Origin of the sequence: Lactiplantibacillus plantarum, from assembly GCF_014131735.1 — a bacterium.
In the GTDB taxonomy this organism is placed as follows: Bacteria; Bacillota; Bacilli; order Lactobacillales; family Lactobacillaceae; genus Lactiplantibacillus; species Lactiplantibacillus plantarum.
This window is the reverse complement of the sequence record NZ_CP039121.1, coordinates 1,031,246-1,054,359: the sequence shown is the minus strand read 5'-3', so window position 1 is coordinate 1,054,359 and position 23,114 is coordinate 1,031,246. Positions and strand designations below refer to the sequence as shown.

The 23,114-nt window shown below is 44.9% G+C and carries 19 protein-coding genes and 1 other RNA gene; 2 read left to right on the top strand and 18 right to left on the bottom strand.

Features of this window, described 5'->3' with window-relative positions; all coding sequences use genetic code 11:
* Nucleotides 1-559: 559 nt before the first annotated feature.
* The 11 genes from E5260_RS04690 to E5260_RS04640 form a co-directional block, all read right to left on the bottom strand.
* Entirely contained in the window at nucleotides 560-2,323 is a 1,764-nt protein-coding gene (locus E5260_RS04690; protein WP_003642763.1) for an ABC transporter ATP-binding protein, read from the bottom strand.
* Nucleotides 2,295-3,872 carry a glycosyltransferase gene (locus tag E5260_RS04685; protein ID WP_003642762.1) on the bottom strand — a complete coding sequence of 526 codons (1,578 nt, stop codon included), beginning with the start codon at nucleotides 3,870-3,872 and terminating at the stop codon, nucleotides 2,295-2,297. The genes E5260_RS04690 and E5260_RS04685 overlap by 29 nt, the downstream gene beginning before the upstream one ends.
* 17 nt (nucleotides 3,873-3,889) lie before the next feature.
* Nucleotides 3,890-5,884: an ABC transporter ATP-binding protein/permease gene (locus E5260_RS04680; protein WP_003642761.1), complete on the bottom strand. Its 1,995-nt coding sequence runs from the start codon at nucleotides 5,882-5,884 to the stop codon at nucleotides 3,890-3,892.
* A gap of 404 nt (nucleotides 5,885-6,288) precedes the next feature.
* Nucleotides 6,289-6,480: a hypothetical protein gene (locus tag E5260_RS04675; RefSeq protein WP_003646619.1), complete on the bottom strand. Its 192-nt coding sequence runs from the start codon at nucleotides 6,478-6,480 to the stop codon at nucleotides 6,289-6,291.
* 425 nt (nucleotides 6,481-6,905) lie between these two features.
* Nucleotides 6,906-8,258 (bottom strand): glucose-6-phosphate isomerase, encoded by a 1,353-nt coding sequence (locus E5260_RS04670; RefSeq protein WP_003642759.1) that lies wholly within the window; start codon nucleotides 8,256-8,258, stop codon nucleotides 6,906-6,908.
* A 220-nt stretch (nucleotides 8,259-8,478) separates the two neighbouring features.
* Complete coding sequence (locus E5260_RS04665; RefSeq protein ID WP_003642758.1) at nucleotides 8,479-9,336, bottom strand: GRP family sugar transporter; 858 nt, start codon at nucleotides 9,334-9,336, stop codon at nucleotides 8,479-8,481.
* Nucleotides 9,337-9,570: 234 nt separating this feature from the next.
* The gene (locus E5260_RS04660; RefSeq protein WP_003642757.1) at nucleotides 9,571-10,752 is read right to left on the bottom strand and encodes a class I SAM-dependent methyltransferase; all 1,182 of its coding nucleotides are present in this window, start codon (nucleotides 10,750-10,752) and stop codon (nucleotides 9,571-9,573) included.
* A gap of 295 nt (nucleotides 10,753-11,047) precedes the next feature.
* The gene (locus E5260_RS04655; RefSeq protein ID WP_003642756.1) at nucleotides 11,048-12,571 is read right to left on the bottom strand and encodes a sensor histidine kinase; all 1,524 of its coding nucleotides are present in this window, start codon (nucleotides 12,569-12,571) and stop codon (nucleotides 11,048-11,050) included.
* Complete coding sequence (locus tag E5260_RS04650) at nucleotides 12,568-13,296, bottom strand: response regulator transcription factor (RefSeq protein WP_003642755.1); 729 nt, start codon at nucleotides 13,294-13,296, stop codon at nucleotides 12,568-12,570. The genes E5260_RS04655 and E5260_RS04650 overlap by 4 nt, the downstream gene beginning before the upstream one ends.
* Before the next feature lie 372 nt (nucleotides 13,297-13,668).
* The gene (locus E5260_RS04645; RefSeq protein ID WP_003642754.1) at nucleotides 13,669-15,012 is read right to left on the bottom strand and encodes a PFL family protein; all 1,344 of its coding nucleotides are present in this window, start codon (nucleotides 15,010-15,012) and stop codon (nucleotides 13,669-13,671) included.
* Nucleotides 15,013-15,021: 9 nt separating this feature from the next.
* A complete protein-coding gene (locus E5260_RS04640) occupies nucleotides 15,022-15,291 on the bottom strand; it encodes an ACT domain-containing protein (RefSeq protein ID WP_015380652.1) in 270 nt (89 codons plus the stop codon).
* Nucleotides 15,292-15,487: 196 nt separating this feature from the next.
* Between E5260_RS04640 and E5260_RS04635 the strand changes: the two genes are divergently transcribed.
* Complete coding sequence (locus E5260_RS04635; RefSeq protein ID WP_003642752.1) at nucleotides 15,488-16,426, top strand: DMT family transporter; 939 nt, start codon at nucleotides 15,488-15,490, stop codon at nucleotides 16,424-16,426.
* Nucleotides 16,427-16,508: 82 nt separating this feature from the next.
* Nucleotides 16,509-16,880, top strand: a transfer-messenger RNA (tmRNA) gene (gene ssrA, locus E5260_RS04630).
* Nucleotides 16,881-17,182: 302 nt separating this feature from the next.
* Here ssrA and E5260_RS04625 read toward each other — a convergent pair.
* The 7 genes from E5260_RS04625 to E5260_RS04595 all read right to left on the bottom strand — a co-directional run bounded on the left by E5260_RS04625 (nucleotide 17,183) and on the right by E5260_RS04595 (nucleotide 22,994).
* A complete protein-coding gene (locus E5260_RS04625) occupies nucleotides 17,183-17,743 on the bottom strand; it encodes an ECF transporter S component (RefSeq protein WP_003642750.1) in 561 nt (186 codons plus the stop codon).
* A 75-nt stretch (nucleotides 17,744-17,818) separates the two neighbouring features.
* Nucleotides 17,819-18,136, bottom strand: coding sequence for a hypothetical protein (locus E5260_RS04620; RefSeq protein ID WP_003644671.1), 318 nt, complete (start codon nucleotides 18,134-18,136; stop codon nucleotides 17,819-17,821).
* Nucleotides 18,137-18,349: 213 nt separating this feature from the next.
* Nucleotides 18,350-19,537 carry an MFS transporter gene (locus tag E5260_RS04615; protein WP_003642748.1) on the bottom strand — a complete coding sequence of 396 codons (1,188 nt, stop codon included), beginning with the start codon at nucleotides 19,535-19,537 and terminating at the stop codon, nucleotides 18,350-18,352.
* 105 nt (nucleotides 19,538-19,642) lie between these two features.
* On the bottom strand, nucleotides 19,643-20,386 hold the full coding sequence (locus tag E5260_RS04610; protein ID WP_003642747.1) for an NUDIX hydrolase: 744 nt from the start codon (nucleotides 20,384-20,386) through the stop codon (nucleotides 19,643-19,645).
* A gap of 58 nt (nucleotides 20,387-20,444) precedes the next feature.
* Nucleotides 20,445-20,609, bottom strand: a complete 165-nt coding sequence (locus E5260_RS04605) for a hypothetical protein (protein ID WP_003642746.1) — start codon at nucleotides 20,607-20,609, stop codon at nucleotides 20,445-20,447.
* A 561-nt stretch (nucleotides 20,610-21,170) separates the two neighbouring features.
* Nucleotides 21,171-22,034, bottom strand: coding sequence for an alpha/beta hydrolase (locus E5260_RS04600; RefSeq protein WP_003642745.1), 864 nt, complete (start codon nucleotides 22,032-22,034; stop codon nucleotides 21,171-21,173).
* A gap of 66 nt (nucleotides 22,035-22,100) precedes the next feature.
* Complete coding sequence (locus tag E5260_RS04595) at nucleotides 22,101-22,994, bottom strand: C40 family peptidase (protein ID WP_003642744.1); 894 nt, start codon at nucleotides 22,992-22,994, stop codon at nucleotides 22,101-22,103.
* Nucleotides 22,995-23,114: the final 120 nt, after the last annotated feature.

Here is a 23,114-nt window from a genome sequence, read left to right as displayed (position 1 = left end):
TAAATAACTAATATTGATTACTAATGCGAACGTTAAACAAGTAACCTCGTTTACGATTTAAATATTAACTAATTCGCCCCACAATCGTCAATAAAATTACTAATATTTGAATAAATACAGGGCAGTATCATATTCAATCAGTAAATGTGTATACTATGGACAACTTACGCGTTTCATTAACGGTCAAAATTTGTGTCCAATATCAATATTATTTATATTTATCACCAGTTAACTATGCCAGCAGAAAGCGTTTAAACCCCTGATAATATCAGCATTTCAGCGTAGTTGCTTGCTGCGACATCCCCTCTTTTTTTCCGAATTATGAACCATACCATCGGGAAATTTATTCCCTAAAAAATAATTATAAATATCGCTTTTTTCGACTTATTATTAAAATTATTAATACTTTTTATATTTTTTACGGCGGTTTTATTTCATGCCTTAACCCACGTTATCCAGTTGAATACATATTTTGGGATCAAAAAAGTGGCTATTGCCAACACTCAGCAATAACCACTTACTAATTTTAATAATCAAACAATATTTCACTAAGGCCTTTTTAACCGTGTTGATACTGCAGCCGATAAAAGTCACGATAACGTTCATGGGTTGCTAATAAGGACTCATGATTGCCATCACCCGTAATCTGACCATCCTCCATGAAGAGAATTCGCGGATAAGCTTCGATCTGGTTTAACCGATGGACAATCGTAATAGTCGTCAGGTCAGCTGGTAACGTCGCCAAGAGCTGGGTCACCCGTTCTTGGTTCTGATTATCAAGACTAGCCGTCGCTTCGTCTAAAATCAATAACGACGGGTGGCGGACGAGTGCCCGGACGATGGCCAAACGTTGCCGCTGTCCACCAGAAACATTCAAGCCCCGTTCACCGACGTCCGTATCAAGACCAGCTGACAGTTCAGCTAGCCAGTCCGCTAAGCCGACTTGTGTCAACAACGCACTCAATTGTTCATCAGAGACCGGTTCCGTCGAACCTAACAGGAGATTATCGCGAATCGTCCCGGGCATCAAGTCTACTTCTTGACTCACGTAGCCGATCTGATTACGAATCGAGGGAATCGTATAACTGGCCATTGTCTCGCCATTCACGTCCAGCTCACCACGAGTTGGCGTATAGTAAGCCTCTAAGAGCGAAACTAAGGTCGTTTTCCCGCTACCACTCTCACCAATCAAGGCAATCCGCTCACCGCGATGAATTGTCAAATCAATGTCCTTAAGCACCGGTTTATCACTTTCGTAGCCAAAATCGACGTGATCAAAGTCGACCGTATCGATTGTTGACAGCGTTTCGCCTGACAACCGCTTATCTTCTTCCGGACTATCTAAAATGTTGTCGATTCGCTCAGTTGCCCCGACCGTTTGTTGCAAGGCAGTCACTAAGCCCGTTACGCTACTCAGTGGTGAAATCATTTGAACGGCATACATTAAGAAAGCTACTAAACTTCCAATTGTCAACGCGTTCGTTTGTACCAAGATCCCACCATAAACAATGATAATGAAAATTGCGGCCAGTAACATGATGTTTAGCACTGGATTAAGCACCGAGATCAGCTTGATTTGACGGACACTGAAGCCTTTGATCCGATCAACTTGATCTTTTCCCTGTTTTTTCAGTGCCTTTTCAGCAACCATTGCTTTCACTAACCGATTTTGACCAATCATTTGTACTGCTGCACTATTTAAGTTGGCCGTTTCTTTTTGAATCGCTTTGGAGATCCGCGCTAACACTTGACCCATTGGCACAATGATCACGGCCATCAATGGAACCACAATTAAAATAATAATCGTTAAGCGGAAGTTTAATAACAACATTAACGTCAAGGAACCCACAATTGAGATGATCCCATTAATGGCATTCGAAAACTGACTTGAAATCAATTCAAAAATCGTCGATGTATCGTTAACTACCCGACTAGACAGTTCCCCCGTCCGGTTATGGTCAAAATACGGAATCGGCAAGTCCACGATATGTTGCCATAACGCGCTCCGCAACGTCGAAACGGCGTCGACCCCCGTATAACTAAGTAGAAAACTCGACGCAACACTTGCAAATAGCTGCACGACAATCACAGCGCCTAACCGAAGCAACAGTTGACCCGAAGTACCATGGTTAAAGGCGTCGATAAACTCCTTCAACATCAACGTAATGCCAAGACTACAAATCGTTGCGACAAACGACAACAGGATTCCAATCACAAAGAGTCCCTTCTTCGGGTGAGCATGGGTCATGATCAATCTCAATAAATCACGGGTCCCATACTTGGCATGTGGTTGTTTAGCCGATGACGTGATATGCGTTTCCATTGGTTGTAACTCCCCTCATTGCTTGAATATCAGGCTGAATGACATGATCATTCCACCGTTGCCAAATCATAGCCTCAGAAAAACGGCTACTGTTGCCATATGCCCGTTCACTCATCTTCGCCAACTGTTTAGGGTGTTGTAAGAGCGTTAAAATCACCTTGCCCAATTCAACTAAATTATTGGGGGTGATCAATCGCCCATTTTCACCATCCGTAATCATCGTTGCCGGACCATACTTAATGTCATAGGCAACCACCGGAACGCCATGACTTAACCCTTCTAAAATACCTAAGTTAAAGCCCTCATATTGGCTAGTAAGGACCATCAGTTGTGCTTGGTTATAGACCGGTGTCAAATCGCGCTCAAAGCCCTTAAACGTGATAAATGACTGCCAACGTTGCGAACTGACCAAGGCTCGCAACCGATTTTCTTCTTTAAATCCAGTCCATGAATCACCATAACCATAAATATCTAAGGTCACATTCGACTGTTTTTCATGAACATAGGCGACCGCCTTAATCAATTGTTCCAAATTTTTCTCTGCCGATAAGCGAGCAACGGCAATCACCTTGCCCTCAATCCGATCCTTAAAGTCAACCGGACGAGCTGCTAATTGTTCGTCACTTACACTACCAACTGGAATCGCTAAAGTTGGAATCACATTATGAATGTGGTTCGTCATATCATCACACTCTTCTTGCGTGGACATGATCAAACCAGCCATTTGACTGGCGTGATCTAACCCGATTTGAGTGTACGGCACAATTGGTGAGTTCACAACGTCAAGTGGGTCCAGCGTGAAATTACTGTGTAAGAACTCATACTTGCGCGCTGCTGTGGACATTTTAACAATCGGATTCATTCCAGCATCACTACGATCCACGATCATGGTTCCGTGACCGCCATACTCAGTATTTAACGCGTCTAAGAAAAAGGCAGTCAGCTGATCCCAGTCCTCAAATTCGTAATTATGCCCGTGATAGTTTAACAGCCGTTGATGAGTGGCAACTGGTTGTTGCTTCTCATTTGGCCGGAAAAACGTCTCTAAGACAGGCTGTTGTTGTAAATTACAGTGTTGCTCTAACACAATATTCTGCTTGTCATCAAAGTACTGGGCCACCGTTAAGAAGCCCCGCGTATCATAATAGTCTCGACGGCTGACCGCGCCCTGTGGATTGAGAATATCGACGTAATCAATATTCCCCTGCGCATTTAACATCAGTGCTTTTTGCCGTTGTTCCCGTTGAATGACGTCAAATTCATTAGCGCTGACCCGTTCCAGCGTTTCACCCGTCACCCGTGGATAATTGGCCGCAGTTAACGGTTCGCCTTCGTAATTCGTAGTGCCTTGAAAATAATCATACATATTGACCTGGAACTCATCATCATACCCAATGAGTTGCATATTATGATGTAAATCGCGTACAAAGTTACGGGTCACGATCAACGCAGGTACCCGGTGCTTTGTGAATAATTTTTGACGCTGAATCATGGCTAACTCAATAGCTGATGGCGTCGAATCAATTTTGCTCGTAATAAAGAAATACATTTGCTACGCCCCCGCTTTTATTCATGTGATAAACTCTCGACTGGATCCAACCGTGCCGCCATATGTGCCGGTGCCAAAGCAGCCAATAAACTGATGACAACACTGACTGTAATGCCGCCCAGCATTGCTGCCCCGGAGATTCGAACGATTGGATACTTAATTAAGCTATAGATGGCCATATTGCCTAAGAATTGCCAACCTTCTCCAAACAGTAACCCCATAACGGCGGCTAATACCCCGATAGTTAAGGCCTCAGCAAAGAACAAATGACTAATATCGCGTTTGCGGGCGCCAAGTGCGCGCAAAACCCCAATTTCACGAGTCCGTTCAGAAACGCTGACGTACAGGACAACAATGATCATAATTGCTGAGACTAATAACGCAATACCAGCCACCCCGGTCAATACGTTAGTGGCTAAACGAATATAGGTATTCAATGAATCAATTAAATCACCGATTCCGGTATAGTTATACTGTTGCTTCTTATTCGTTCCCTTGATTGCCTTGATTTGGTGTTCGACTTGCTTAACATTCGCCAATTTATCTATTTGAACAATGGCAAAATTTGGTCGATAAGCCACATTCTTAGCAGTTAACATCTTTTTGACGGTTTGTGGTAAGACCACGACGCTAGTATCATCGCTACCCGTAATTCCGCTGACGGTCAGCGTCTGACTGACCGTTACGGACTGATTCTTGCGATTAACCGTTGCCAATTTAACGGTCAACTTCTTATTGAGCGCTTGTTGATAATTTTTCTTACCCACCATCTTCTTAGCTAACTTACGACCAATCAAAACTTGACCATTTTCAGGACGTGAACCGTCCTTAATTGTCTTACTCAAAATTGTGGGGTTATCCGTCTGGAGACTGGCCGTCACGGTTGTTTTTTTATAACTCGCTTGTGTGCTCGTGTAATAGCCCAGCTTAGCAGACTTAACATGTTTGATAGCCGCTAATTGTTTGACGTTTGCAGTCGTCACTTCGGCATTCTTCGCGGCTGTGACTTGTTCTTGGTTAACCGCTGCTTTGTAAGCTGCTGCACTGGTTGCTTTTTTACGCGCAGCCGTGCTGACTTTCCCCGTCTTCTTTGATACTTGGACAGCGGTTGGATTAACTTGAGACGTAATCTGGTGATTCATATAATTTTGAATCCCTGATCCCAAGCCCAGCATTACGACGATACTACTGATCCCGATCGACGATCCAAAGATAATCAGCAGGTAACGAAGCCACATTCGACGCATATGTTGCATGGACATCCGGAACATCTGCCGAAAGCCAAGTGTTCGGTAACGCGTCGGTTGCTTATCGACCACGTCGAAAGGCGCCCCGATCACTAATTCGTCATGAATCTGGCCGTCATCCAAATGAACGATCCGCGTCCCGTAGTCAGCCACTTCCTGCGAATGGGTCACGGTGATCACAAGTTTACCTTCCGCAGCGATTGAGTATAAAATATCCATTACTTCTTGGGTATTTTCACTATCCAACGCCCCGGTCGGCTCATCTGCGATAATAATATCGGGGTCACTGGCTAGTGCGCGAGCGATGGCGACCCGTTGCTTTTGACCACCGGATAGTTCATTTGGATACTGGTGCGTCTGCTGCTCAAGTCCCACCCGCTTGAGTAGGTCCTGTGCTTGCTGGACTTGTTGCGCATGGGACGTCTTAGTCATCTTTAATGAAAGCATGACGTTATCCAAGACAGTTAGGTAACTTACCAAGTTAAAGTTCTGAAAGATAAACCCGATTGTCTCCCGACGATACCGGTCCATTTGCCGCACATTCATTGAACGCAAGGATTGGCCGTCTAACAAGACATCTCCATCATAATGATGATCCAAGCCACCAATAATATTCATTAACGTTGACTTACCACCACCAGACTCCCCAAGAATGGAAATAAACTCCCCCCGTTCGAAGTTTAGATTAATGCCCTTCAAGATGACATTCTCTTGGTGATTTAAGGTATAGGCCTTACGAATATCGTGTAATTCTAAAAAGCTCATATATGTACCTCCACTATTTTATTAACTACATTCCCCACAATGTATTTCCTCATTAATAACATTGCGATTTTTGGTGAATGATGTAAAGTGTTATTGAATACCTGTGGTCATCATTCATAATTAAAATTATAATCATCCTAAATCCTAATAAACCGCCTACTTGGTAGTTACAATTTGTAAAATATCACCCATTTTGCTGATTTTTACAATAAAATTTTTTCTATTTCGAACTTATTTTATGACGGCAATCACGACTTAACCGTCAGCAGAGATAAATCCAAGCACCCCACACATTCAAGGCATGAACTAAAAAGCGTCCATTACTAGGCACACTGACTGCCAGTAACGGACGCTTCATCGTATTAAATTACACCTAATGACTCCAACTTCAATCAGCAGGATTCCTACTTAAAAAAGGACCGCTTCGTGACCACGCGGTAAATCGCATCCGCTAAACCAGTCACAAATACGACAATCAGCCCTGCAAATTGCAACCATGGCAATTGTTGCCTGATTACTGTCACTTCACTCCCCAGCCAAAAGACTAGTAACCCGAGAACAATAATGATACTTTCGATAATGTTTAATTTACGCATCTCAAACTCCTCACGTACATCACACATCGTTGCGAGCAACTACCATGCATGACTATATTTGTCCTTTAACACCTAATCTATTATAACCCGTCTGCTGTTAAATCACATGCCAACCACTCACGATTAAACTCGAGATAGGTCGGCAGATTTTTCATTGCGTGATGTCATTCAAAGTTAGTGCGACCAGTGCGGTCAAAAATTACGAGCGTCACCATGTTAAATTAGGGTCATCTTGCGGACGTAGCGATTCATTTCGCCAACAACGTTGTGATTCATAAATTTTAGATTAGCGACGACGCTCAATAACAGCTACGAACACAGCGTCAGAAAGACAAGCAAAAAGCCCCCAAAACAAGCAGCCTATCAGCCAGCTGATAGTTGTTTGTTTTAGGAGCTTCCATCTTAATTTCTAAAGTGCTAGCACCTTAGTCACTAAGACGTGCGGTTAACTTCTTAGTTAATTCTTCGTAACCAGGCTTGCCAAGTAAGGCGAACATGTTGTTCTTGTAAGCTTCAACACCAGGTTGGTTGAATGGGTTGATCCCGTTCAAGTAACCAGAAATGGCAACTGCAGCTTCAAAGAAGTACATCGTGTAACCTAACGTATAGGCATCCTGTGAAGGAATGTTAACGACCATGTTAGGAACACCGCCATCAACGTGGGCCATAATAACCCCTTCGAAAGCTTTGGTGTTAACTTGAGCCATCGTCTTGCCTTCAAGATACTTCAACCCATCAAGGTTTTCGGTTTCCTTAGGAATGTCAACATCACTAGTAGCGTTGTCAACTTTAACGACCGTTTCCATCAAGTTACGACGGCCTTCTTGGATATATTGACCCAATGAGTGTAAGTCAGTCGTAAAGTTAGCTGATGATGGGTAGATCCCCTTTTGGTCTTTCCCTTCAGATTCACCCATTAATTGCTTCCACCATTCTGAGAACATCGCCATGTTTGGTTCGTAGTTTTCAAGAATTTCAGTGGTGTAGCCCTTCCGGTACAAGATGTTCCGGTAAGCAGCGTATTGGTAAGCTTCGTTCTTAGATAAATCGGCATCTTTGTATTCATTTTGGGCATCCGCAGCACCCTTCATTAATGAATCGATGTCGCCGCCTGATACCGCAATTGGTAACAAACCAACTGGTGTCAAAACAGTGAAACGACCACCAACATCATCAGGAATAACAAAGGTTTCGTAGCCTTCAGCGTCAGCTTCTTGCTTCAACGCACCGCGCTTGCGGTCAGTTGTGGCATAGATCCGGCCCTTAGCAGCTTCTTCACCATACTTCGCGATTAAACGTTCCTTGAAGACCCGGAATGCAATTGAAGGTTCCGTCGTAGTCCCTGACTTCGAAATGATGTTAACAGAGAAGTCACGGTCGCCGATTAAGTGAATTAAATCGTTGACGTATGAAGATGAGATTGAGTTCCCAGCAAAGACAACTTGTGGGAATTTACGGTCTTCACGTGAAAGTGATGACCAGAAAGTTTCGTGTAAGAATTCAATGGCTGCCCGTGCACCGAGGTATGAACCACCAATCCCGATTACAACGAGGACGTCTGAATCGTCTTGAATCTTCTTTGCAGCGGTTTTAATCCGTGCAAATTCTTCCTTATCGTAATCTGTTGGTAAATTTAACCAGCCACGGAAATCATTACCGGCGCCGGTTCCTTCACGCAGCTCCTTATCAGCAGCTGTGACCATAGCTTGCATTTCGCCAAGTTCGTTATTATGGACGAACTTAGTTAAATTAGAGCTGTCAAATGAAATGTGTGCCATTTACTATTACCTCTTTCTATACGTATTTACATGTCATATTATACAATAGCTCGCCTAATAATGAAAAGCGCTTCCTCCCTTTTTTCGTAAATTTTCGTCATTTGTGTAAAAAATAAATACAATTATTAACAAAAAAGGTGCTGATAACTTACCGTTACCGCACCTTCAACAGATTTTTTTAATCTGTAAATCAAATAATTAATTTTTTAGTAAAGCTTTACTAAGCCTTCATTAAGGATAACGCGACCCCACCAACAATGACCAGGATCGAGCCAATCACCACGTAAACCATTTCTCGCTTCGTCTTGTGCTCTCCTAAGAGGTAGATACTCCCAAACGTCGAAATAACAATTCCCATTTGCGAAAGGGAGTATGCGACAGCTTGTCCGATTTGGGCCATTGCCATAAACATGAAGAGATTCCCAATACCCCAGACCAGACCAGTGACGATATTACGATAAGTTGCTTTAACAACCCATGGCTTATCCTTAAAGGACCAGATCAAAGCACCCAGCAACATCCCAACAGCTTGAGGCATTACAACTGCCTGTGCATTGACGTTACCATAATGGACCACAATCGTATAGCCAGCGTATCCAATCGTTGATAAGATCAAGGCACGAATCCCAACACCCCAATTTTCAGAAGCACTACGGTTCGGATCAGTCTTATCAGTTAAGGAAGTTAAAACAGCCCCGGCAATCAACACAATTACAGAAGCGGAGCCAATCCAATACATGTTTCCGTGCCATTCATTGAATAACAGCACACCGGCCAACGCATTAGCAACCAGTTGCATCCCAGTTGAAATCGGCGTAGTCCGTGAAATACCAACCGCCTTCATTGACGTAAATTGTTGACCTTGACCAATACTCCAGAATAACCCAGAGACAATCCCAATCAACCAAATTTTGCTTGTTAAAGTTGGCTGTTCTACGGCCCAGAGTGCCAAGCCAAATACCAAGGCTCCCATGGTCATCCCAAGGGTCTGTTGCCGAGCGGTACCGCCCATTCGGCCACTAATTAAGCCGATACTGCCCCACGCAATCGCAGGAATCAGTGCAATTAGAATTCCCATTACTAATAATCCTCATTTCTATGTTTTCTCTCTTGCCTAACGACAAGGAATTATTTTACCAGTTAAGTAACCGTTTTACCAGTCACAATCAGGGATTCAGGGTTAAATATAATTATTTTTATATTTTCATGAATTCGTTTTCTTAGCGATAGGGACCGTTTTCAATTAATGAAAACGGTCCCCGAAATACCCTTTAAAATTTTTTTCTATTCCACTTAAATTATGGCGCACACACTACTTATCGAGTGTCAAAACCAGAACCTTCAAATAGTTGCTTGCCAAGTAAGCCTTGCGCGTCACGAAGTCTGCTGGTAACCGGAACGTCTCACTAAGTGTGAAGTGCCGATCACTGCCGACAAAGGCCGCCGTGACCGCGGCTTTAAACTTCTTCATTGAAAAATTATTCGCAGTCGTTGCAATCACTAATTGCCCATCACGCCGAACAACTGGTAAGGTCGCTGTCAATAAGTCAGTTAAATCAGTTGCAACTTGGAACTTCTGCTTTTTCACCCGCGCAAAAGTCGGTGCCGTTACGACAACAACGTCATAACTTAGTCGGTGCTTCTGGGCGTAATCTAGATAGCTGTTCACTTCGATTGCTCGAATTTCCTGCTTATCAGGGTCAATATTATTGACCGCCAATTGATCAGCGGTCTCTTTGGCACCCTTCTTACTTGTTTCAATGGAAATCGTCTTGGCAGCACCCGCAACGGCAGCAGCAGCCGTAACCCCATTTTCCTGGCTAAACAAGTTCAAGACCGTCTTACCTTGCAATTCGGCTCCGGCCAACCATTCCCGGATGGGACGCATATCTAATAGTAACCCGGTCGTTAAATCATCAGCAAGGTGTAATGGATACGTCACCGCGCCTTCAGTCACTAATAACGGCTCTGGTGCTGCTTCACCCGTGACGAGTTGACTCTTTAAGTTAGCTTCTTCGACATTAAATCGTAATTTCGCATAGATGCCTTTAAATTGATGTTCAGTAGCCGCTTCAAAAGCCGCATAGATCATTTCGCGTTGCTGGTAAACACCTTGTGCGTACCATGTAAAGACATAGTAATCTTGATAACGATCGATTGTTAACCCGCCGAGACCGTCGCCATCCGCATTGAAGACCCGTTGTGGTAACTGTGGATCCATGCTCGTTGCTCGCCGGACCAACGCCTGTTTGAATAACTTACGAAAGTAATCGGTCGTTGGCGTCTCACTTTCATCCAAGCTCAAGACCCAGCCTAGTTGCCGACGATGCTTCGCAATCAGCGCGTAGCCCATAAATTGAGAACTTGCCATTAACGCCACAAAAGAGCCATCGGTTAGTTTCATACTCGGATCCTTGAGATCATCTTGTACGAGTAAAGGATAGCCGTCCTTGACTTTACGTTGCGAATTTCCCGTAATCTGTACTCTTTGCATAGTTGTTGTTTCTCCTATTCATTTCAAATCTTATCTAAACTATTGATAAATCGCTGTTTGCAGCCTTGTTAAGGGTAACATATTTAGCCTCAGAGTGCGAGGTAGAACAGTGTCAATCGCTGAAAAGTATTAGGCTTAAGGTCCGCAATCGATTACTATTAAACGTCCGTTCCTACTATTAATGATGGGTTATTGCTATGGCCCACCGTTACCCCGCATTAGCAAAACCGGGCCTCGAGATCATTACGATCCCCAAGCCCGGTCCGTACGGATTTACCCGCTTTAAACTATCACGTTAATCATCAATAATCGGTTTATCAAAACCTTCATCTGGGAAAGTAACGGTAAAGCACGTCCCTTCGTTCTCCACACTGTCAACCTTGATCGAACCACCATGTTGTTGGACTAATTGATGTGAAATCGCTAGCCCTAAACCTGATTCACCATACTTCGTATTCTTTCGTGATGGGTCAGCCTTATAATACCGTTCCCAAATATTTTTGACTTGGTCCGGTGTCATCCCAATCCCATGGTCTTGAATCGCGACAACCGTCGCATGATCCGTACGGCTACCCGTTACTTCGATCACGTTAGCTTGTGAAAACTGAATGGCATTCTGCATGATGTTAAACAAGACCTGAACAAAGCGATCATAATCGGCCCATACTGGCAGTTTCTCGGGAACCGTCAGCTTGAATTCATCATCCGCGGCGGCCGCTTTCTTTGTGAGCTGTTCAACTAAGTTATGCAAAACCTCGGCGCCATCAAAATTGGTCTTGTTCAAAGCAATCTGTCCGGTTCGAATTTTTTCGTAATCCAAGTTCTCATTGACTAGTCGAATCAACCGTTTCGTCTCATTTTGCATCAGTTCAATTGAATGACCCTTGTCTTCTTCTGGAATAGCATCGTACGCTAACCCTTCCAAAATACCATTGATCGTAGTCAACGGCGTTCGCATCTCGTGGGCCGCATCGGCCATAAACTCCCGACGCCGCTTTTCCTGTCGCTTAATTTCTTCATTGGAAGTTCGCAGGGAGTTGACCATGCCGTTGAAATCATCCGCCAAGTCATCAATCTCATCCTTATGATTACTGTCAACTTGAATGTCAAAATCACCATTTGCGACCGAATGCGTCGCGTACCGCAATCGATTAATACGACGAACGGAATAACGTGCCAAAATGTAACTTAACAACAGAGCCGCAATCCCTGAGACTAACAGTGCAATGAACAGATTTTTTTCGATCTGCTGTTCATTGGCCTGCAAGGTCTGTTCAAACGACCCAATCGAGATGGCCCCAACAAACTTCTTCGTTGCTCCATTCTTATAGAAAAGTGGCACTAAAACGTCAATGGTTCGCAACGACGGTGTATTCACGGGTTGATCACGATTGCGTGTTCTGAACGTGACGTGGGGCGACTGCGTAATAATCTTATTCCGCTTCAGCTTCTTCCAATCTTTGGCTGAGATCTTGGGATCATAAATCGAGCCACCGGGGGTCCCGCTCATTGTTGTCCCCATACCACTTGGATAGACCAACTTTTTGTTAGCATCATATACCGAAAAGTGAATATGTTGATCTCGTAAGATGACGGTCCCATCATTTAGAAATTGTTGATTAAACCCGACAACTTGATTAGTCTTCGTATTATACCGAATAGCTTCCTTTTCAATACTCGCGGCGTACTGCTGCAATTGTTGCCATGAGTTTTGATAAAGCATCGTTCTAGTCGTTCGAATAAATGAAAATCCGAGGACGACGATTACCGTAATAATGACGGCAAAGAACGCTAGCATTTGTTGATAAATCAGTTTCATTGAGCGTCAACTCCACTATCATCAAACTTGTAGCCGACCCCCCAAACCGTCTGAATAATTTGTGGCCCAGCTTTTTCAATCTTTTGGCGCAATTTTTTGATATGTGCATCCACAGTACGTTCGTCACCATAATATTCATAGTCCCAGACCAGTTGCAAAAGTTGTTCGCGTGAGAAAACTTGCCGCGGCTTTTGAGCTAAGGTCTTCAATAAATCAAATTCTTTGGGGGTCAAGTCTCGAATTTGTTTGTCTGCTAAATAGGCTTCCCGCGTCTTGGTATTCAGTTTAAAATGGTCCGTCTGAACATCAAAGGAACTCACCGTGCTGGCAGGTTGGTCAGCCAGCGTGGTCTTAGCCAAATCTGCTCGGCGATGAAGGGCCTTGATCCGAGCAATCAGTGTAATCGGTGAAAACGGCTTGGTGACATAATCATCAGCGCCCATCTCTAAGCCGAGTACCTGGTCACTTTCCGAATCACGGGCCGTCAACATAATAATTGGTACAGTTGGGGAAGCCTTGCGAATATCCGCACTAACTTGCATGCCATCCTTGCCTGGCAAGTTCAAGTCGAGCGTCACCATATCCCAGCCATCGACATCTTCATTGAACATTTCGACAGCTTCATTGCCATCATAAGCAAAATGGGCATCCCACTTTTCCTTCTTAAAAAACATGGCCATCATTTCAGAGACCGATTTATTATCTTCAATCATTAATAATTTCATAGTGCAACGTCCTCCAAGTTAATTACGATTGCTAACTTTGTTGATTAATCATCATTTATTAACCTATCTATTATCATACCCTACTTCGCGCTAGGATTCAGGATTAGTATAACAACAAATTAATAACAAAGCGTGCACGATTTGTGAAATAACTGTGTCATCCCATCATTGAGGGACACTTAATAATCTTGGCACATCAGTCACACATCATACCAGAGTCATGCTCACTGACATAAAAAGCACGATTTTCTGCCGTTCATACCGACCAGGAAATCGTGCATCATTCAGTTACATTTCACGAGTTGCGAGCGTGAAGTCACCATTTAAGTTCAGGATGACTGCCGGTTCGCCCCTTCACAACGTCCACTGTGCCTAATTCTTAAAGGAGTGGATTGGTGCCGGAATATGACCCCCACGCTTAATGAACGTCGTTGGTTGATTGGTGTTGACCGGCATAACTGGTGCTTGACCGAACAAGCCCCCAAATTCAACCGCATCACCAACACCTTTGCCGGTAGCTGGTATGACGCGCACCGCCGTTGTTTTGTTGTTGATCATCCCAATCGCAGCTTCATCGGCAATCATCCCACTGATAGTCGCGGCACTAGTATCACCAGGTACTGCAATCATATCCAGACCAACTGAACACACTGCTGTCATCGCTTCAAGTTTTTCAATATTCAAACGACCAGCACTGACCGCCCGAATCATCTCAGCATCTTCAGAAACCGGAATAAAGGCACCCGACAGTCCACCGACATGTTCGCAGGCCATCACGCCACCCTTCTTCACGGCATCATTCAGTAAGGCCAACGCCGCCGTTGTTCCCGGCGCACCGACACTTTCCAACCCGATTTCTTCCAGGATCTCAGCAACCGAATCGCCTTCGTTAGGCGTTGGTGCCAGTGATAGATCAACAATCCCAAATGGGACGTGCAACCGTTCTGACGCGATGGACCCAACAAATTGCCCCATCCGTGTCACTTTAAACGCCGTCTTCTTAATTTGTTCCGACACAATGTCGATCGACTGACCGCGAACTTCTTCTAAGGCTCGTTTTACGACACCAGGGCCACTGATCCCAACGTTAATAACTCGATCAGCTTCACCAACACCGTGAAAAGCGCCCGCCATGAACGGATTATCGTCGACCGCATTGGCAAATACCACTAAACTCATGCAATTGACCGGATCGTCAGCCGCAATCTGCTTTATAATACGACCCATTTCACCGACCGCGTCCAAGTTGATTCCAGCCCGTGTCGACCCGACATTTACCGAACTGCAAACACGGCTAGTTGCAGCTAACGCGGCGGGAATCGATGCAATCAATTTGCGGTCCCCACTCTGATACCCCTTCTGAACCAGGGCGGAGAAACCACCAATGAGATCGACACCTAGCGCTTGAGCTGCCCGTTCCATGGTTACTGCGTACGCGACATAGTCTTGATCCTGACTCGCAGCCGCAATCAATGCAATCGGCGTTACCGCAATTCGCTTATTGATGATAGGAATACCGTACTCTTCTTGAATTTGAGCGGCCACTTTGACCAGGTCCTTCGCGCTAGTCGTGATCTTATCATAGATTTTTTGCCGGGCCCGCTCACCATCACTATCAACACAATCAAAGAGCGAAATGCCCATTGTGATTGTACGAATATCAAGATTTTCCTCGGCCACCATCTGAATTGTTTCTAAAATTGAACGACTTTCCATGGCCGCCTCCTATAACTTCTGAATTGCGTCAAAAACCGCTTGCCGTTGAATTCGAATCGTTAACTCTGATGCCTCACCGAGCGATTCTAACGCCTCTTTGGCCGCCGCAAAACTTAATTGCTGGTCATCCCATTCCGCCGATAGCATCATGGTAAAATTATGATCCATCAAGGTTTGCGAAATATCGACAATATTGATTTTTAAACGTGCTAACTCGTTCGCTACTTTTGCGACAATTCCCACTTGGTCCTGTCCCACAACGGTAATAATTGCTTTCATCTTTATAGCCTCCGTTAGACGCATCATTATTCGCGTTTGATTGTTCATATCATAGCATGAGTTCTTCTGAAACGCACCCGTTACTTTTGATGAAGTAACCCATGAGAATAATAAGAGATTCCTCATAAACATAGGTTCCCAGACGCACCTTTGCTATAATGAAAATTGCTTATTATTTTCAGAAAGGAGTCGTAATTTGACACAACAAAATCATTTACGGGGCGTCTTACTCGCTAGTAGTGCCTGTATTCTGTGGGGTATCTCAGGGGTGGCTGCGAGTACCCTCTTCATCAATAATCCGCATCTAACCGCAATGTGGCTAACGCAGGTCCGCATGATCAGTGCAGGCTTGATTTTACTCGTCTGGGGGATGGTGGCTGGTAAACATCCCTTTAAAATCTGGCATCACCGCCATGCCGCTTGGACAGCGGTGAGTTACGGTTTGCTGGGGCTGATTCCGGTTCAACTTTGCTATTTCGAAGCGGTTCGCGTTGGTAATGCCCCGATTGCCACGATTATCCAATTTCTTGGCCCATTCATTATCAGCATCTATTACTTCTTATTTAAGCACGTGACACCCAGTCGTATCGAACTGATTGGTATGATCATGGCCTTTATCGGGACACTATTGATCGTGACACACGGTCACTTAAACAGTCTAGCAATTTCACCCGTCATCTTGTTCTGGGGCGGCTTATCCGCCATCGGGGTCGCCACGAACACCTTGATTCCGCGAACCATTTTACCAAAGTATGGCGCATTAACCGTCACTGGCTGGGGGTTACTGATTGCGGGTCTGTTTCTAACCTTGTTACAACCCATGTGGCGTGTCCACCTGACGATTACCTGGCCCCAATTAGGCTTGTTAATCGTCATTATTCTCTTAGGAACGGTGGCCCCCTTCCTGATGTTTGCGCGTAGTTTAAGCGATATTCTACCGACAACGGCCAGTTTGATGGACGCCTTCGAGCCCTTAGCCGCGACGATTTTCTCGATTACTTTTCTAAACGTTCAACTCACTAGCTTCGATTTTATCGGCGGCTTACTGATTATCTTGGCAGTCATGGCACTTTCACTGAACACACATAAAATGTTGCACTTTTTGCGGCGCCGCCGAGCACACTCTTCATCTTAAACTGCTGTAATGATTGTCATGACCAGTAGACAGATTAGTTGGCAGAACAGTTGAGCTGTGCTAAACTAGGATTGTTGAATTTGGGGATGTTCTGGATTCGACAGGTATAGTTTGAGTTCGGATTGCGCTTCGTAGGTTGCGTCTACGTAAAAACGCTCAGTTTAAATTATAACTGCAAAAAATAATAACAATTCTTACGCTTTAGCTGCCTAATAAGCGCTTAACGTAGATCCTCCCAGGATCGTCCATGTTCTGGATCTGGGTCCTAAATTTAGTGGACTTACGCTCAAAGCTTCCACCTGGAGTTGCGAGAAGAGACTAATCAGGTTAGTCATTGCTGGGTGCCCTGTCATACGGCGTTTGCAATGATGAAATTTAAATAGTATGAATATGAGCGTAGATATCCGAGGGGCAATATGCTTGGACGCGAGTTCGACTCTCGCCATCTCCATTACTGAGTTTCAAAGTGATGTAATAAGCTCCAGAACACTTGTTATATCAATATTCATTAAAGCTATCCTAACGGGATAGCTTTTTTTGTCCTATTTTGATTAGCGTGCTACTTCAGTAAAAAGCCCTTTTCCAAATTGGAAAGGGCTTTTTTTACCGATAATACAACCATGGTTAACCTGATCAACCGAAATCTGTCCAATAATTATAAACGCCACAGCCAACGGTGTTAAAGTGGATTGCAACCAGTCTGTTAAAATAATAAGTGCTCACGGCACTAATCCAGCTGCGTTAGCATGCGGCCATTTAGACCGTACCGACCCGCTGGCGGTTAAACCCAACCTGTACTAAGATCCGATACAATAACGGCACAATGATGACACATGCCACCGCATTAATGGTCGCTGCTAATAAACTCGTGAAGGACCCAATCATGGCGACCTTGAGCGTTGTCCCCACCATTAAGGCTTCAATCACGCCTGTACACCACGAAGTGACGATTTTTGTGAGCCCTGCGACTAACGATACCCAGTAAAGCCGGCCAATACGATCTTCACGATAGCCGATTGACTTGAAACTCAGGTTGACCATCGCGGCCAGAATAATTGCTTCAATAATTGTTAACCACGAAGTTGCGGCATACCCATTCAGAATATCAAACAAGCCAAGCCCCACTGCACCAGCCGTAGCACCATAGCCAAAACCAAGCAGCATCACTGCGAGCACTGTCAAAATATTACCAAAATGAATAAATGGCCGCCCAACAATCGCGGGCAACGGAATTCGTAATACACTGATGCCAATAAAAATAATGGCGGCAAATAACCCTGCCAAGACGAGTTTTTTTAATTGTTCAGACCTTCCCATTCAATTCCCTCCAATTTCGCACATCTATTTATCATTATATTCTAATATAAGTGTGAATCAATTGATAGTCCTAGTCTATTTTTTTCGTGACGGTAACTGAATAATAGTCGCTCGTGTGGGCGTCTCAACACTTACTTCATACGCAACTGCTAACAAATCATAAGCAGCTCGGGGCATTTTGTATTGATGACACACTAAATAATAACCTAGATCAACAGCGATTTGGTGCGCGATAGCAATACTGTCACCACTACGATTAAGCCGGCGACGAGCCCGCGCAACTAACCTGGTCAACACAACATCGCTTCGAATCTCAATTGCCATGCTGGCAAGTGCTAGTTGGGCACTTAATCGTTCATTCGGTTGGGTCGTACGTGCTTTTGCCTTTGCCATTTTTTTCAACTCCTCAGTGTAATCATAGGAGTTTCGCTTTGGCTTCGCAACGAATGACACCCTCAAAGCCGCGTCATCACTGAGCTCGTTTAACTTTCACAAAAAATATTATTGAATCATTTCAATTCAAATTCAGCAACAGCGCCCACATCACTAGTCCATTCCATATAAGTAATTTTAACTTACGATTTAATTTATATCTGCCACCGATACTTAATCATCCGTCTCTTGATTCGGTAACCCGAATAGCAATACCCCAACACCGAGTAAGAGTACGGCCACGAACACCATAAAAATTGCCGGAATGCCAAATCCAATTGCCATCAGCGCACCAACTAAAAATGGGCCGATGGTTGCGCCAATGCGACCAATTGACTGGGCAACGCCCATACCAATTCCCCGTACCGCGGGCGCAAATTGCCCCGGTGTGAAAGCAATCATAATTCCCCACGCCCCTAGCGTAAAGAACGACAACCATGCACCACTAATCAGAATCATCGTTGGATTATTGGCCGTCCCAAAAGCTGCGGCACTGACGACCGTCCCAATCAGATAAGTTGCCAATACCGCCTTACGCTTGACGACGCCGATCAACCACGCAGCTAGATAATAGCCGGGAAGTTGCGCCAAGCTCATCAACATCGTATAGCCAAACCCATGTACTAATGAAAATCCGCGCAACACCAAAACGCTTGGAAGCCATAAAAACATACCGTAATAGGCAAACATAATCACAAACCATAGAATGCTGAGGCAAATCGTAGCTCGTCGATATTTAGCGGACCACACTTGCCGCAATGCCTGTCTAAAATCAACTTTTTGTGGCCGATTAGCCTCCTGTTCTGCAGGTAAGTGTCGGCGTAACAGCAACGCATACAACCCCATTAAGGCGGTGATTAAGACCGTCATCCGCCAACCAATGTGTGGCATCACTAAAAAGGCCAATAACGATGCTGCAATCCAACCAAACGCCCAAAAACTATCTACCAGGACTAGCATGCGTGAGCGCTGTGTTCCCGTATAATGATCAGCAATCATTGTCGCAGCAACCGGTAGTTCACCCCCCAGACCAATGCCAGTCAACAACCGAACGACTAAGAACCACTCGACGTTCGGGGTAATCGTCAATAACAAATTACCAAGCGAAAAGAGCAGTAGCGTCCCAATGAGGACCGGCTTACGCCCCAATTTATCTGCTAAATAGCCGCATACCAAGGCCCCAATCATCATGCCAAGCGTGGTGATCGCACTGACTGCTCCCAACTGTCCTGCAGTTAGCTGCCAACTTTCTTTAATAACCGGCATCACAAATGATAGCAGGGCCACGTCTAACGCATCAAAAAGCCAGGCCGTCCCGATGACCCATAATAGCTTAGCACTATTTCTTTTACTTTCGACCATTCCAATACTCCCCCAAATTTCCTAATTAGCCTTCCGCTGATTTAGGTATTTTTTACCTTTATGGTGCTATAAAAGTAGCATACCGACTTGGACGTGTCAAATGAACTACTTTAGCCGGTATACCTTAGCGGGGCGTCCAGAAGAGCCAGGTCGGGCTGTCCCCACCTCTGTAAATAAATGAACGTGGGTTTTACGAAAGTTTGAATTGTCGATAGTTGCCACTGGCTGCCGCCACAAAATCGCATACAGCTGGCGCGCCTGTTTGAGTGTGAACTGCTCACCTAACACTAATAAGATCGTAGGAGCATAGTCCAGGCGATTGCGCACACGTTGTAGGGCGTTTCTTAAGATCAGGCCATGATCGGCGGTTAACAACTGCTTGGCGATTCGTTGATAAAACTCCCGCTCCGTCTGCGAATCGGGAACACCAGCAAATGCCAAACCATCAGCGACCAGATCATCACGATCCACCCGCGGCGTAATGGCAAACCACTTGACATCGCGCGCACCATACCCCGGAACTAGTTCCGGCTTGACTGGCAAATAAACCATATACGTCAACGCCAGTGAGCGTTCACCCGGCACGCGATCGACCGCGGTAAACGTCCCTAACTGTTCTGTATGGAATTGGGCAAGCTGGACGCCCAACTTCTCACGAACTAATCGCAATGCGGCTTCATCCGCACTCTCATCCGTTCTCAAATACGTCGTCGGTAATCCCCAGGTATTCTCAAAAGGAGCGTGATCACGCTGAATAAGCAGGACCAGCAGTTGCTTGGTCACTGCATCGAAACTCCAGATTACGTTCGTAATACTGATTAATGGCCGATAACTGACTTCATGCGCCATTCAAATCGTCCTCCTACAAAAACGGCCACTGGCAAATGCCGTGGCCGTTGTTTATTTTTTAATTCATTGCTTGTAGCGCTTGAACCGTCCACCCGTTAATGGCTGACTTTTCAATAATTGCTTTTTTTATTTCCCAGACATCCGCTTTGATATAGCGATGTCGGGCGGTCATTAAGGGAATATCAGTGTAGACCTCTTGACCGCGATTAATGGTAACGCGCATTGAATTACATCCTTTCCTAATGCTCAGGAAATCTGTAAATAATTCTAATACTCAATACTGGGGCAAGTACATGATACTAAAAATTAATTTATCCAAAATCTGAGGTAAATTTAATCCGGCAGCGTGAAGTCCACCGAACTAACAATTAACTTTATCATATTTTTGAAGTTATCGCTAACAGAATGCTCTTTCTTTGACTTAATTTAAATTTAGCCCTAATAATGAAGGCGTTTGCATTGTGTAAAAACAGATTCCGATTTACACTAAAGGTAATTTTATAAGGGAGGTTTTTACATGCGCAATTATAAATATGCCGTATATGGCGGTATCTCAGTTGTTTATTTAATTACCCTATATGCGTTGTACCACCTTATTCGAACGGCTTATATTCTATTCTTTCTCTAGCCCAGACCAACCCGCTGACTTCAGGATAACGATCATCAAACAAGCTCATCTGACCTGACTAAGGCCGGATGAGCTTGTTTGATTTTGATTCTAATTGCGTAACGTGACTGACTCACAGTCCCAAACCAACTATTGATTAGCAGAGCCCCGGTCATATCATCGATGCCATAAAAAGCGGTCAACTGCCAGTGCTACCTTAGCATTTTCATGTAACTGGCTGTGCTGCGCATGGGCCCCATAAAAGTCTTTTTCGGTGTAATCAACATCCCGCCCACGCAATAAATACTTGATGGAACGGGCCGACACGTTGGTGACCAAGCTGTCCGAATGACTACCATCGTTCAAGGTTCCCACGATATTCAATAGTTGCACATTTTTAGGAAAATTGCTCCGCTTGGCTGCCAATAATTCATAGGCTGCATGTAAATATTTCGGTTGCCCAGAAGTCAGAAACGAGTTCTGATTAGCAACATCATCTTCCCCGACCCCCCCATCAAACGGGCCAGCGATCGTCACTAACTTATTGATCTTCGGAAAAGTCGTCGTTTGTTGCGTCATCAGCATATTAACGCTAGCGACACAGCCCGCAGAATGGGCGACGATATTATAATGTTTAAACGCGTGCTGTTGTTGAACCGTGGTAATCACCTTAGCCAGCCAAGCACTCTGTTGGTCATACTGGGCCAGATTGTTCTTGAACACGACTTGAATTATCGGGTTACGCACCCGACCACGCCATTTACCCGTCAACGTCACTTGACCACTGGTACTGACCGTTGCCACCAAAACTTTGTGAGCATGAGCAGTCTTTTCAGCATGCGCAATCAGGGTATTCGTTGATTTCGCACTCCCCTGAAACCCGTGGACGTAAAATGTGGGGGTCTGTTGATTCACATACGGCGATATTTTTTTAGTACTTGCCGCCCGTTGCGTTGCTTGTTGCTTAGTGGTTTGAGAACCACAACCGGTTAAGCCAACGACTAATAAGACTGCCACCAGCCACCATTTAATTTGTTTCACTTTATCCGCCCCATTAATATTTTGAAATATTCTACTTTAATTAAATCTAAGTCAATTGAACTCACATTACCAATTTCGTTTGACAGCGACCAACTCATCTTGTAAATAAGTGCTTGCTAACTGCAAGTATGTCACGTGTTTGCCAGGCGTGGGTGCATGTAATAGCCAGCCATCACCGGCATATAGGGCAACGTGGTGTACCGCACCGTTCCCATGATTATGAGCAAAGAAACACAGATCCCCAAGCTGGGCATTTGCTATGTCGACCGCCACTCCTTGCTTGATCTGATCCTGAGCATCGCGCGGTAAGCGAATACCTAGACTGCGATGCAAGGTATAGACGAATCCAGAACAATCGAAACCATAAGCACTGATGCCACCCCATAGGTAGCGTAAATCCAAGAATTCTTCACCGAGTCGAACGAGTGTCGCTCCCGGTGTCAAGCGCGCGGTTCTAAATGCAAACTGCGTCGCACGTTTTGCAATTTTGCCCGTTCCGAGTGGGGTCTGGACCGTATAATAACGATGATCTTTGCTACTAATAACGGGTAGTTCCGTTCCAAGGCTAAGATTTAAGAACGTACGGCCATCTAAGCATAGTAACGGCGTAAAGCCACGCCGTATCGTAATCATCGGCCCAGTTTGAACCGGCAATGGGACGGTCGACAATTGCGCCGCCCATACCCATCCTGGATACCCCTGTGGATGCCGGGAGTCGGCCTGATTAACAACGTAACCATAGGCCCAGCCATTGACAAACTGTTCGACTAAAAAGACGTCGTTAAATAACGCCTGCGTCACGATGCGATTGTCGCGTTCCAAAGCCACAGTATCTTCATCTGATAACTGCGCCAACCATGGTTGTAAGCCGACATTTGCTAGTGCCGGAGTATCGATGGACGTATTGTTTGGCTGCCGCCACACGTTCGCAACGGCCGCAATAATCCGTGTTGATTGCATTCTAGTCACCTCATTTTTTCAGTTTACCATATCTCCGGAACCACGTCTGGCTTCCTGGTCAAGCCTTGAAGTGATTTTAACTTTAATCGATCGCCCCCCACCGCCGTGGCACCTCGGCAC

What these genes read in the sequence shown, in the direction of transcription:
- E5260_RS04620 (WP_003644671.1), bottom strand. Translation starts at nt 18,136, where the DNA reads ATGGCAAAGGCAAAAGCACGTACGACCCAACCGAATGAACGATTAAGT.
- E5260_RS04610 (WP_003642747.1), bottom strand. Translation starts at nt 20,386, where the DNA reads ATGGCGCATGAAGTCAGTTATCGGCCATTAATCAGTATTACGAACGTA.
- E5260_RS04680 (WP_003642761.1), bottom strand. Translation starts at nt 5,884, where the DNA reads ATGAGCTTTTTAGAATTACACGATATTCGTAAGGCCTATACCTTAAAT.
- E5260_RS04670 (WP_003642759.1), bottom strand. Translation starts at nt 8,258, where the DNA reads ATGGCACACATTTCATTTGACAGCTCTAATTTAACTAAGTTCGTCCAT.
- E5260_RS04640 (WP_015380652.1), bottom strand. Translation starts at nt 15,291, where the DNA reads ATGAAAGCAATTATTACCGTTGTGGGACAGGACCAAGTGGGAATTGTC.
- E5260_RS04690 (WP_003642763.1), bottom strand. Translation starts at nt 2,323, where the DNA reads ATGGAAACGCATATCACGTCATCGGCTAAACAACCACATGCCAAGTAT.
- E5260_RS04605 (WP_003642746.1), bottom strand. Translation starts at nt 20,609, where the DNA reads ATGCGCGTTACCATTAATCGCGGTCAAGAGGTCTACACTGATATTCCC.
- E5260_RS04665 (WP_003642758.1), bottom strand. Translation starts at nt 9,336, where the DNA reads ATGGGAATTCTAATTGCACTGATTCCTGCGATTGCGTGGGGCAGTATC.
- E5260_RS04650 (WP_003642755.1), bottom strand. Translation starts at nt 13,296, where the DNA reads ATGAAATTATTAATGATTGAAGATAATAAATCGGTCTCTGAAATGATG.
- E5260_RS04595 (WP_003642744.1), bottom strand. Translation starts at nt 22,994, where the DNA reads ATGCAATCAACACGGATTATTGCGGCCGTTGCGAACGTGTGGCGGCAG.
- E5260_RS04655 (WP_003642756.1), bottom strand. Translation starts at nt 12,571, where the DNA reads ATGAAACTGATTTATCAACAAATGCTAGCGTTCTTTGCCGTCATTATT.
- E5260_RS04615 (WP_003642748.1), bottom strand. Translation starts at nt 19,537, where the DNA reads ATGGTCGAAAGTAAAAGAAATAGTGCTAAGCTATTATGGGTCATCGGG.
- E5260_RS04685 (WP_003642762.1), bottom strand. Translation starts at nt 3,872, where the DNA reads ATGTATTTCTTTATTACGAGCAAAATTGATTCGACGCCATCAGCTATT.
- E5260_RS04645 (WP_003642754.1), bottom strand. Translation starts at nt 15,012, where the DNA reads ATGGAAAGTCGTTCAATTTTAGAAACAATTCAGATGGTGGCCGAGGAA.
- E5260_RS04660 (WP_003642757.1), bottom strand. Translation starts at nt 10,752, where the DNA reads ATGCAAAGAGTACAGATTACGGGAAATTCGCAACGTAAAGTCAAGGAC.
- E5260_RS04675 (WP_003646619.1), bottom strand. Translation starts at nt 6,480, where the DNA reads ATGCGTAAATTAAACATTATCGAAAGTATCATTATTGTTCTCGGGTTA.
- E5260_RS04625 (WP_003642750.1), bottom strand. Translation starts at nt 17,743, where the DNA reads ATGGGAAGGTCTGAACAATTAAAAAAACTCGTCTTGGCAGGGTTATTT.